Below are 262 nucleotides of genomic sequence, written 5' to 3' on the forward strand. Positions count from 1 at the left end.
CGTCCACATCAACACCGCGCTGGCGCACGACCTGGTCGTGACCCTGAGCAACAATGCTCAGGTCACCATCAAGGCCGGTGAAACCAGCAGCGAACCTTACACCCACGACGCACAGGGCGACGACGTCTACAAAGACGCTGGTGAAATCGGGCTGGGTATCAAATCGGCAGCAGACATCGATGGTCGCGCCTTCGAGAACTTGCAACTGGGTGATGCCGCGTCGGTTAAAGTCACCGACACCACCGACGATGTTATCGCCAAG

General features: G+C 58.4%; 1 protein-coding gene. It reads left to right on the top strand.

Going from position 1 to position 262, the window contains the following annotated elements:
• On the top strand, window positions 1–262 hold a 262-nt coding region (locus tag HU770_RS26895; RefSeq protein WP_186666618.1), incomplete at both ends, for an immunoglobulin-like domain-containing protein.

The organism is Pseudomonas sp. SWRI68 (genome assembly GCF_014269165.1).
Classification (GTDB): Bacteria; Pseudomonadota; Gammaproteobacteria; order Pseudomonadales; family Pseudomonadaceae; genus Aquipseudomonas; species Aquipseudomonas capeferrum.